This window comes from Pseudomonas sp. 1L-E-NC-VB-C3 (assembly GCF_057291535.1).
This window is the reverse complement of the sequence record NZ_JBXAWD010000017.1, coordinates 13,747-24,786: the sequence shown is the minus strand read 5'-3', so window position 1 is coordinate 24,786 and position 11,040 is coordinate 13,747. Positions and strand designations below refer to the sequence as shown.

10 protein-coding genes are annotated in these 11,040 nt (G+C 60.9%); 7 read left to right on the top strand and 3 right to left on the bottom strand.

Annotated elements, in window-relative coordinates; translation table 11 throughout:
- Window positions 1-14 precede the first annotated feature (14 nt).
- The 7 genes from AC0Z5Z_RS23230 to AC0Z5Z_RS23200 all read left to right on the top strand — a co-directional run bounded on the left by AC0Z5Z_RS23230 (window position 15) and on the right by AC0Z5Z_RS23200 (window position 8,517).
- Window positions 15-737: a response regulator transcription factor gene (locus tag AC0Z5Z_RS23230; protein ID WP_056788132.1), complete on the top strand. Its 723-nt coding sequence runs from the start codon at window positions 15-17 to the stop codon at window positions 735-737.
- Complete coding sequence (locus AC0Z5Z_RS23225) at window positions 724-2,148, top strand: histidine kinase sensor domain-containing protein (RefSeq protein ID WP_485611693.1); 1,425 nt, start codon at window positions 724-726, stop codon at window positions 2,146-2,148. The genes AC0Z5Z_RS23230 and AC0Z5Z_RS23225 overlap by 14 nt, the downstream gene beginning before the upstream one ends.
- Before the next feature lie 209 nt (window positions 2,149-2,357).
- A complete protein-coding gene (gene cysM / locus AC0Z5Z_RS23220) occupies window positions 2,358-3,260 on the top strand; it encodes a cysteine synthase CysM (protein WP_041479583.1) in 903 nt (300 codons plus the stop codon).
- Complete coding sequence (gene rlmD, locus AC0Z5Z_RS23215; RefSeq protein ID WP_485611692.1) at window positions 3,260-4,636, top strand: 23S rRNA (uracil(1939)-C(5))-methyltransferase RlmD; 1,377 nt, start codon at window positions 3,260-3,262, stop codon at window positions 4,634-4,636. Before cysM ends, rlmD begins: the two co-directional genes overlap by 1 nt.
- Window positions 4,637-4,737: 101 nt before the next feature.
- A complete protein-coding gene (gene relA / locus AC0Z5Z_RS23210) occupies window positions 4,738-6,981 on the top strand; it encodes a GTP diphosphokinase (protein WP_041479585.1) in 2,244 nt (747 codons plus the stop codon).
- 133 nt (window positions 6,982-7,114) lie between these two features.
- The gene (gene mazG, locus AC0Z5Z_RS23205) at window positions 7,115-7,948 is read left to right on the top strand and encodes a nucleoside triphosphate pyrophosphohydrolase (RefSeq protein ID WP_024013963.1); all 834 of its coding nucleotides are present in this window, start codon (window positions 7,115-7,117) and stop codon (window positions 7,946-7,948) included.
- Window positions 7,949-7,974: 26 nt separating this feature from the next.
- Entirely contained in the window at window positions 7,975-8,517 is a 543-nt protein-coding gene (locus tag AC0Z5Z_RS23200; protein ID WP_016773645.1) for a DUF2058 domain-containing protein, read from the top strand.
- 68 nt (window positions 8,518-8,585) lie between these two features.
- On the opposite strand, the gene AC0Z5Z_RS23195 is transcribed toward AC0Z5Z_RS23200, so the two are convergent.
- The 3 genes from AC0Z5Z_RS23195 to fabA form a co-directional block, all read right to left on the bottom strand.
- The gene (locus AC0Z5Z_RS23195) at window positions 8,586-8,774 is read right to left on the bottom strand and encodes a hypothetical protein (RefSeq protein ID WP_042607160.1); all 189 of its coding nucleotides are present in this window, start codon (window positions 8,772-8,774) and stop codon (window positions 8,586-8,588) included.
- 390 nt (window positions 8,775-9,164) lie between these two features.
- Window positions 9,165-10,385: a beta-ketoacyl-ACP synthase I gene (fabB, locus tag AC0Z5Z_RS23190; RefSeq protein ID WP_016773647.1), complete on the bottom strand. Its 1,221-nt coding sequence runs from the start codon at window positions 10,383-10,385 to the stop codon at window positions 9,165-9,167.
- Between the two features lie 11 nt (window positions 10,386-10,396).
- A complete protein-coding gene (fabA, locus tag AC0Z5Z_RS23185) occupies window positions 10,397-10,912 on the bottom strand; it encodes a 3-hydroxyacyl-[acyl-carrier-protein] dehydratase FabA (protein ID WP_024013962.1) in 516 nt (171 codons plus the stop codon).
- Window positions 10,913-11,040 lie beyond the last annotated feature (128 nt).

The following is an 11,040-nucleotide window of genomic DNA, read 5'->3' as shown; positions in this document are numbered from 1 at the left end:
ACTTGCAGATACTCATGACTCCTGTTTCCGTTGGCCAGCCACGCATCCTTTCCATTGAAGACGACCCGGTCCTCGGCGCGTATGTGCACGAGCATCTGGGCCGCAGCGGTTTTCAGGTGACTTGGTGCCAGAACGGCCAGGAAGGTCTGAACATCGCCCAGCGCCAGCCTTTCGACGTGGTGCTGATGGATATTCTGCTGCCGGGGCTCGATGGTCTGCAGTTGTTGACGCAATTGCGGCAGAGCCATTCGACGCCGGTGCTGCTGATGTCGGCGCTGGGTGCCGAGGCCGACCGCATCAGCGGTTTCCGCCTCGGTGCCGATGACTATTTGCCCAAACCGTTCAGCATGGCCGAGTTGCATGTGCGCATCGAAGCGATCCTGCGCCGGGTGGCATTGGATCGGCGCCCGCCTGCGGTTACCGCTGCGGTGGTCAGCGGCACCCTGCGTTTCGATGACGAACACTGCGACGTGTTCTTCGGCGAGCAAGCGGCCGGGTTGACCCGCAGCGAATTCCGTCTGCTGGAAACCCTGCACCGCAACAACGAGGAGGTGCTGAGCAAAGCCTTCCTTTATCAGCATGTCCTGCAACGCGGCTTTGCGGCGCATGACCGCAGCCTCGACATGCACATCAGCCAGATCCGTCGCAAACTCAAAGCCATCGGTTACACCGAGCGTGAAGTGCGCACGGTGTGGGGCAAGGGCTATGTCTTGAGTGGCGCCGATGAAACTGTCTGAGCTGCCGGGGCGGCATTCGCTGTTCTGGAAACTGGCGTGCCTGCTGGTGGCGTTCTGTCTGCTGATGATCTGGCTGAGCTGGTCGTGGGGCCGCTACATGGAGGAGCGCAATCAGTTCCTCTCCAGTGACGCGCGCAACACCCTCGGCCGTTATGCCGCGCAAGCCGAACAGGCGTGGCAGCGCGGCGGGCGCAATGGCGTCGATGACTGGTTGCAGAGCATGGAATTGCGCGAGGCCAGTTGGGTCGGGGTGATCGGCGCTGATTTGCAGTCGCTGAGCAGCCAGCCGTTGAACGCCGCGGAGGTGCAGCACCTTACCTTTTTGCGCGGCCTCGACTGGCCGATCCACAAGAAGGGCCGACCTTGGCTGCGGGTACCGTTCCCGCAGGATCCGGCCGCCGGCATTCTGGTCATCGAGTTGCCCGAGCGCTTTGTTCCGGGCAAGTACCGGGTGTTCTGGCGGGTGATCACCAACGGCGTGATTCCCGGGCTGTTCACCCTGTTGCTCTGTGTCGGCCTGTATCGCCTGCTGGTGGTGCCGCTGAACAACCTGCGCGAACAGGCCAACGCCTGGCGCGCCGATCAGTTGAACGTGCGCCTGTCGAGCGGCATCACCCAGCGCCCGGATGAACTCGGTGAGCTGGCGCGGGCCTTCGATTCCATGTCCGAGCGCTTGCAAAGCACGGTCGCCTTGCAGCAGCAGTTATTGCGCGACTTGTCCCACGAACTGCGCACGCCGCTGAGCCGTCTGCGTGTGGCCAGCGAAAGCGAACAAGGTCTGCCGCAGCTTCGCGAGCGCATCGGCCGCGAGGTCGACGGCATGCAGCGGCTGGTCGAAGACACCCTGCAACTGGCCTGGCTCGACACCGACCGCTCGCCGTTACCAAATGAAGCGATCCAGATTCAGGCACTGTGGGAAATGCTCACCGACAACGCCTGTTATGAAAGCGGCTGGCCGAGCCTGCAATTGCAATGCTCGGTCGAAGCTTCGTGTTGGGTGCGCGGCAACCTCAATACCCTCGCGCAAGCGCTGGAAAACATCCTGCGCAATGCCATTCGTCACTCGCCCGAGGGCGGCATCGTGCGTCTCGATGCACGGCGTGATGGCGAGTATTGGCATTTGTGGCTGGAGGATCAGGGCGGCGGCGTGGCTGACGAAGATCTGCAGCGGATCTTTTCGCCGTTCATTCGATTGGACGGATCGAGACCCGGGGATGGTGGCTTTGGCTTGGGTTTGAGCATTGCGCGCAATGCGGTGCAGCGCCAGGGCGGGTTGCTCTGGGCGCAAAACACCGGGGCGGGGCTGCGGTTGAATTTGCGCTTGCTGGCGGATGATGGCGTCGCCCATGCGGACGCCTTCGCGAGCAGGCTTGCTCCCACAATGGCTGTGCATTCACCGCAGATCGCATAAGCAAAATTCATCCCCTGTGGGAGCGAGCCTGCTCGCGAATTCAAGCATCACCACAAGAACTGAGTGTTACTCAAATAAAAGTCGCACCACTGGCGCGACTTTTATTTGCTTATTCCCATAAACCATAAGCACCGCACTTTGCGTGATATGGCCTGCGCGGGTTTGCCGGTATGATAGGCGCCCCCGCACGTCTGGATTGCGAATACGCCATGACCTTGCAGTACCCAACCATCGCCGATTGCGTCGGCAACACGCCGCTGGTGCGTTTGCAGCGCCTGCCCGGCGCCACCAGCAACACCCTTTTGCTCAAGCTCGAAGGGAACAACCCGGCGGGTTCGGTCAAGGACCGCCCGGCGTTGTCGATGATCACTCGCGCCGAGTTGCGCGGGCAGATCAATCCCGGCGATACGCTGATCGAGGCGACCTCCGGCAACACCGGCATCGCGCTGGCGATGGCCGCTGCGATCAAGGGTTACAAGATGATCCTGATCATGCCGGACAACTCCAGCGCCGAGCGTAAAGCGGCGATGACCGCTTACGGTGCCGAGCTGATTCTGGTGACTCAGGAAGAGGGCATGGAAGGCGCCCGTGATCTGGCCCAGCGTATGGAAGCCGAAGGCCGTGGCAAGGTGCTCGACCAGTTCGCCAATGGCGACAACCCGGAAGCGCACTACACCACCACCGGTCCGGAAATCTGGCGTCAGACCCAGGGCAGCATCACCCATTTCGTCAGTTCGATGGGCACCACCGGGACCATCATGGGCGTGTCGCGCTACCTCAAAGAACAGAGCGACAGCGTACAGATCGTCGGCCTGCAACCGATGGAAGGCTCGGCCATTCCCGGCATCCGCCGCTGGCCGCAGGAATACCTGCCGAAGATTTACCAGGCTGACCGCGTCGATCGCATCGTCGATATGGCGCAAAGCGAAGCCGAAGACGTTACCCGGCGTCTGGCCCGCGAAGAAGGCATCTTCTGCGGCGTGTCCTCGGGCGGCGCGGTGGCAGCGATGCTGCGCCTGTCCAGAGAAGTTGAAAACGCGGTGATCGTCGCGATCATCTGCGACCGTGGCGACCGTTACCTGTCGACCGGCATTTTCGACGCGCCGAACTGATGGCCAAACACGAGAGAGGCCTGCGCTTCCAGCCCACCGGCGGCAGCAAGGCGCCACAGATCCCGACCGGCAAAAAGCAGCGCTTGAACATCGAGCGCCTGGCCAATGACGGTCGCGGTATCGCGTTTTTCGAAGGCAAAACCTGGTTCGTCCTCGGCGCCCTTGCCGGTGAAGAGGTCGAAGCGCGGGTGCTCGGCGCCCACGGCAAAGTGGTCGAGGCGCGCACCGAACGCGTGTTCAAGGCCAGCGAGTTGCGGCGCCCGGCAGCATGCCCGCACTTTGGCCGCTGTGGCGGTTGCAGCGTTCAGCACTTGCCCCACGACGAACAGCTCGCCCTGAAACAGCGCATGCTCGCCGAGCAATTGTCGCGGGTGGCCGGTCTCGAACCTGAAGAGTGGGCGGCGCCGCTGAGCGGCCCGGAATTCGGTTACCGTCGGCGCGCGCGCATCGCCGTGCGCTGGGACATGAAGGCAAAAAAACTCGAAGTGGGTTTCCGCGCTGCCGGCAGTCAGGACATCGTCGCGATCAGCGAATGCCCGGTGCTGGTACAGCCTTTGCAACCGATCATGACCCGCTTGCCAGAGATGTTGCGGCGCTTGAGCAAACCGCAGGCGCTGGGCCATGTCGAGTTGTTCAGCGGCTCATCTCTGGCGCTATTGCTGCGGCACATGGCGCCGTTGTCCGAAGCGGATCTGACCATTCTCAAGGATTTCTGCCAGTTCCATGAAGCGCAGTTGTGGCTGCATGGCGAAGGTGAACCGCAACCGGTCGAAGCCGGTCAGAGCCTCGGCTATCGCCTGGAACAGTGGGATCTCGAGCTGGCGTACCGGCCGGGTGACTTCGTTCAGGTCAACGCCGGGGTCAACGAAGCGATGATCGCCCAGGCGCTGGACTGGCTTAAACCGACGGCTGAAGAACGCGTGCTCGACCTGTTTTGCGGGTTGGGAAATTTTGCGCTACCGCTGGCCAAAAGCGTCCGTGAAGTGGTGGCGGTGGAGGGTGTGCAGACCATGGTCGAGCGAGCCGCTGCCAACGCTGTCAGTAACAATTTGCATAACACAAAGTTTTTTCAAGCCGATTTATCCCAGCCTTTGAGCGATGCCCAGTGGATCGGAAACGGCTTTTCTGCGGTACTCTTGGACCCACCGCGTGACGGTGCTTTCGAGGTGGTGCGCAAGCTCGCGACCCTGGGTGCCAAGCGGTTGGTATATGTGTCGTGCAACCCGGCCACGCTGGCGCGCGACACGCAGGAATTGATCAAGCAGGGCTACCGGTTAAAACGTGCCGGGATTCTCGATATGTTTCCTCAGACGGCACATGTCGAGGCCATGGCGTTATTTGAAGCGAGCCAGGACGGCTCGTCTGAATCCGTCTGATCTGTCCGCGCAGCGCTCGCCGGAGCCCCGCGAGCGCGAACGGACACTGAGGATCAGCGATTTGACGCATTGAATCTGCGTCGTAGGGAAGGTAAAGCAGCATGGTACAGGTGAGAGCACACCAGCCGATCAACACCGACGGCAGTATCAATCTCGAGGCCTGGCTCGATCACGCGGTCAGTGTCGATCTGGCACTGGATCGCGAGGCCTTGAAAGAAGCCTGCGAGTTCGCTCGCGAGGCCGAACAGCAGTCCAATGCGAAGAAGAATCTGTGGGCCGAAGGCTCCGGCAGTTTCAGCACTGGCCTTGAGATCGCCGAGATCCTCGCCGACCTCAAGCTCGATCAGGATTCGCTGGTCGCAGCCGTTTTGTATCGCGGCGTGCGCGAAGGCCAGATCGAGCTGGCGGCCATCGGCCAGCGCTTCGGTCCGGTAGTGGCCAAGCTGATCGACGGCGTGCAGCGCATGGCGGCCATCAGCGCCAGTCTCAGCCCACGGCAATCGATGGTCATGGGCACCCAAGGGCAGGTCGAGAACCTGCGCAAGATGCTCGTGGCCATGGTCGATGACGTGCGCGTTGCGCTGATCAAACTGGCCGAACGCACCTGCGCCATCCGTGCGGTGAAAACCGCTGACGATGAAAAGCGCAACCGCGTCGCTCGCGAAGTCTTCGACATCTATGCGCCACTGGCGCATCGCCTCGGCATCGGTCACATCAAATGGGAACTGGAGGACTTGTCCTTCCGTTATCTGGAACCCGATCAATACAAACAGATCGCCAAGTTGCTCCACGAGCGGCGGCTGGATCGCGAGCGCTTCATCAGCGACGTGATGACCCAGCTCAAGGACGAACTGCAGGCCACTGGTGTCGATGCCGACATCAGCGGCCGGGCGAAACACATCTACTCGATCTGGCGCAAAATGCAGCGCAAGGGTCTGGAATTCAGCCAGATCTATGACGTTCGCGCCGTGCGCGTGCTGGTGCCGGAAATGCGCGACTGCTACACCGCGCTCGGTATCGTCCACACCCTGTGGCGGCACATCCCGAAAGAATTCGACGACTACATCGCCAACCCGAAAGAGAACGGCTACCGCTCGCTGCACACGGCGGTGATCGGCCCGGAAGGCAAGGTCCTCGAGGTGCAGATCCGCACCCACTCCATGCACGAAGAAGCCGAACTCGGCGTCTGCGCGCACTGGCGCTACAAGGGCACCGACGTCAAATCCGGCTCGAACCATTACGAAGAGAAAATTTCCTGGCTGCGTCAGGTGCTCGAATGGCATGAAGAGCTGGGTGATATCGGCGGTCTGGCCGAACAGTTGCGCGTCGACATCGAGCCCGATCGGGTTTACATCTTCACTCCCGACGGACACGCCATCGACTTGCCGAAAGGCGCGACGCCGCTGGATTTCGCCTATCGGGTGCACACCGAAATCGGCCACAACTGCCGGGGCGCGAAGATCAACGGGCGTATCGTGCCGTTGAACTACAGCCTGCAGACCGGCGAGCAGGTCGAGATCATCACCAGCAAGCACGGCACGCCGAGCCGCGACTGGCTGAACCCGAACCTCGGTTACGTCACCACCTCGCGCGCGCGGGCGAAGATCGTTCACTGGTTCAAATTGCAGGCTCGCGATCAGAACGTTGCGGCCGGTAAAACCCTGATCGAGCGCGAACTCAATCGCCTCGGCCTGCCGGCGGTGGATTTCGACAAGCTGGCCGAAAAGGCCAACATGAAAACCGCCGAAGACATGTTCGCCGCCCTCGGTGCCGGTGACCTGCGTCAGGCGCATCTGGTCAACCTTGCGCAGCAACTGGTCGAGCCTGAGCGCGGCAACGAGCAACTGGAACTGATCCCGCGCAAGGCGACCGGTTACAAGCCGGGCAAGCGCGGCGATATCCAGATCCAGGGCGTCGGCAACCTGATGACGCAAATGGCCGGTTGCTGCCAGCCACTGCCGGGCGATGCGATTGTCGGTTACATCACCCAGGGCCGTGGTGTGAGCATTCACCGCCAGGACTGCGCCTCGGTGCTGCAACTGGGCGGGCGCGAGCCGGAGCGGATCATCCAGGTCAGCTGGGGCCCGGTGCCGGTGCTCACCTATCCGGTGGACATCATCATTCGCGCCTACGACCGTTCCGGGCTGCTGCGTGACGTCTCGCAGGTGCTGCTCAACGAGCGCATCAACGTGCTGGCGGTCAACACCCGCTCGAACAAGGAAGACAACACTGCGCTGATGTCGCTGACCATCGAGATCCCCGGTCTGGATGCGCTGGGGCGGTTGCTGGGGCGGATTTCGCAATTGCCGAACATCATCGAAACGCGGCGTAACCGTACCCCGTGATGCAATTGATTGTTCCCTGTGGGAGCGAGCCTGCTCGCGAAGAGGGCGTGTCAGTCGACATCTTTGTTGCAGACACAGCGCTTTCGCGAGCAGGCTCGCTCCCACAATGGTTTTGTGGTGAGACAGAAAAATGATGTACAGCCTCGAAGACCTGCTCCACTTGATGAGCCGTCTGCGCGATCCGCAGTTCGGTTGTCCGTGGGACATCAAGCAAACCTACGCGACCATCGTCCCGCACACCCTCGAAGAAGCCTATGAAGTGGCCGATGCCATCGAGCGTGGCGATCTCGACCATTTGCAAGGCGAGTTGGGCGATCTGTTGTTTCAGGTGGTGTATTACAGCCAGTTGGCCAAGGAAGAAGGGCGGTTCGAATTTGCCGGGGTGATCGACAGCATCACGCGTAAACTGATCCGCCGTCATCCGCATGTGTTCCCGACGGGCGACCTGTACGCGCCGCTCGACGTGCCGCGCTTGAGCGAAGAGCAGGTCAAGCAGCGCTGGGAAGAGATCAAGGCCGAAGAGCGTGCCGAGAAAGCCTCGGCGCCCGAGCAGTTGTCCTTGCTCGACGACGTGCCGGCCACCTTGCCGGCACTGTCGCGCTCGGCCAAGTTGCAAAAACGCGCCGGGCAGGTCGGTTTCGACTGGCCGGACGCTTTGCCGGTGCTCGACAAGGTTCGCGAAGAGCTCGATGAAGTGCTCGAAGCCATGTCCGAAAACGATCCGGTGGCGGTGGCCGACGAGATCGGCGATCTGCTGTTTTCCGTGGTCAATCTGGCCCGGCATCTGAAGGTCGATCCGGAAACCGCCTTGCGCGGCGCCAACGGCAAGTTTGAAAGACGTTTCCGTTTTATCGAACAGGCATTGCGCGACACCCACCGTCCCATGGAAGATTGCACCCTCGAAGAGTTGGACGCCCTGTGGGGCGAAGCCAAACGCCAGGAAAAGAATGAGCCCAGCTGCGGCTGAGCCGTTGCCCAAGTGAGTAAGCATTGATGAGCCTTTCCCTTCGCGACCAGTTGCTCAAAGCAGGCCTGGTCAACCAAAAGCAGGCCAAGCAGGTCAGCAAAGACAAGCAGAAGCAACAGCGCCTGGCTCACAAAGGCCAGGCCGAGCTGGACGATTCGCAGCAGCGCGCCGCCCAGGAAGCCATGGCCGAGAAGGTCAAGCGCGACCAGGAGCTTAACCGTCAGCAGCAGGAGAAGGCCGAGGCCAAGGCCCGCGCTGCGCAGGTCAAGCAGTTGATCGAAGTCTCGCGTCTGCCCAAGCTGACCACCGAGGACTACTACAACTTCGTCGACGACAAGAAGGTCAAGCGCATCTCGGTCAACACGCTTATGCGCAACAAGCTCAGCAGCGGTTCGCTGGCGATCGTGCACCACAATGGCGGCTATGAAGTGATTCCCCGTGAAGCGGCGCTGAAGATCCAGGAGCGCGACCCGCAGCGCATTGTCCAGCTCAACGTGCAGACCGAAGAGGTCAACGCTGAGGACGATCCGTATGCGGCGTACCAGATCCCTGATGATCTGATGTGGTAAAGCCTCGGCTGTAACAACGACGAACCCCGCTCATGGCGGGGTTTGTCGTTTTCAATGCTGTGGTTGCCTCAGGCAGACTTCAGCTCTCGTTGCTGTTCTTGCATTTCCAACTCGGCCTTGTAGTTATGCGCATCGATCTCGTTGTGGAACATGCCGACCAGCAAGTCTTGTTGATGCACATCCCAGATACGGATGCCGGCGGCCAGGCCTTCGTGGGACATGTGTGAATCGTCGCGTTCAGTTACTTTTACAGTCATCTGCTAGCTCCAGATCTCAAGTTACTGCACCAAGGCATGTGCAGGACTCTGTTATAGGATTTGGTAGCCAGCTAAGTAAACCGCCAATTGGCGCAAGGTGTTGTTGCGAATTTCGCAACAAAGCTGCAGGCCGCGTAAACCGCGACATTCGGTCGCAGGGCGGTAAGTTTCATGACAGAAGTTTCATCTCCCGACACCCGGAAACCCACTGTGGGAGCGAGCCTGCTCGCGAATTCGGTGGGTCAGACGACGATAGGGTGACTGGAATATCGCATTCGCGAGCAGGCTCGCTCCCACAGGGTTTTGCGGTGTACCTGCTATATTCTGCAGACGAAAAAAAAACGCCCCGAACCAGTCGGGGCGTTTTTTGTGTGGCTCAGCAGCGGGGAATTATTTGCCTTCCCAGCGCTTCAGTACCAGCGTGGCGTTGGTGCCGCCGAAGCCGAAGCTGTTGCTCATCACGGTGTTGATGGTGGCGTTCTCGCGGGTCTTGGTCAGCACCGGCAGATCGGCCACTTCCGGGTCGAGCTCGTCGATGTTGGCGGAGCCGGCGATGAAGTTGCCTTCCATCATCAGCATGCAGTAGATCGCTTCGTGTACGCCGGCGGCGCCCAGGGAGTGACCGGACAGGCTCTTGGTCGAGCTGATCGCTGGAGCCTTGTCGCCGAACACTTCACGCACACCTTTCATTTCCGCAACGTCGCCGACCGGAGTCGAAGTGCCGTGGGTGTTCAGGTAGTCGATCGGGGTGTCGACGGTGGACAGCGCCTGCTGCATGCAGCGGATCGCGCCTTCGCCGCTCGGGGCAACCATGTCGTAGCCGTCGGACGTTGCGCCGTAGCCAACGATCTCGGCGTAGATCTTCGCGCCACGGGCCAGAGCGTGTTCCAGCTCTTCGACGACAACCATGCCGCCGCCGCCAGCGATGACGAAACCGTCGCGGTCCTTGTCGTAGGCGCGGGAAGCTTGTTCCGGGGTGTCGTTGCGCTTGCTGGACAGGGCGCCCATCGCGTCGAACAGGAACGACTGGCTCCAGTGCTCTTCTTCACCGCCACCGGCGAAGACGATGTCCTGCTTGCCCATCTGGATCTGTTCCATGGCGGTACCGATGCAGTGAGCACTGGTGGCGCAGGCAGAAGCGATGGAGTAGTTCAGGCCCTTGATCTTGAAAGGCGTGGCCAGGCAAGCGGAAACGGTGCTGCTCATGGTCCGCGTTACACGGTACGGGCCAACGCGTTTCACGCCTTTCTCGCGCAGGATGTCCAGCGCTTCCATCTGGTTCAGCGTGGAAGCACCACCGGAACCAGCGATCAGGCCGGTACGCGGGTTGGACACTTGCTCTTCGGTCAGGCCGGAGTCAGTGATGGCGTCTTTCATGGCCAGGTAGGCGTAAGCCGCTGCATGACCGACGAAGCGATAGATCTTGCGATCGATCAGCTCTTCAAGGTTGAGGTCGATGGAGCCGGAAACCTGGCTACGCAGACCCATTTCAGCATATTCCGGGTTGAACCGGATGCCAGGGCGGCTTGCACGCAGGTTAGCGGAGACGGTCTCTTTGTCATTGCCCAGGCACGAAACGATGCCCAGACCAGTGATAACGACGCGGCGCATGCGAATAACCCTTAGAAGTTGTCAGTGGAGGTGAACACGCCGACGCGCAGGCCTTCGGCGGTGTAGATTTCGCGTCCGTCGACACTGACCGAACCATCGGCGATGGCCATGTTCAGCTTGCCCTTGAGGACGCGTTTGATATGAATGTTGTAAGTGACTTTCTTGGCGGTCGGCAGCACCTGACCGAAGAATTTCACCTCGCCCGAACCCAGCGCACGGCCGCGGCCCGGCAGGCCTTGCCAGCCCAGGAAGAAGCCGACCAGTTGCCACATGGCATCCAGACCCAGGCAGCCCGGCATTACCGGATCGCCTTCGAAATGGCAGGCGAAGAACCACAGGTCAGGGTTGATATCCAGCTCGGCGACCAATTCACCTTTGCCGTACTTGCCGCCTTCTTCGCTGATATGGGTGATGCGATCCACCATCAGCATGTTCGGGGCGGGCAGTTGCGCGTTACCCGGGCCGAACAGCTCACCGCGACTGCAGCGCAGCAGGTCTTCCCGAGTAAAGGCGTTTTGTTTGGTCATGCGAGCTCCTCAATAATCCCATGCGGCAGGTGGGGCAGATCTTCCCGACCGTTCAAAGCGTTCATGCCTCGAACCGGCAGCCTACTCATAGACTATTGCGTTGTGGTGAAAGTCACAGCACCAAGGAC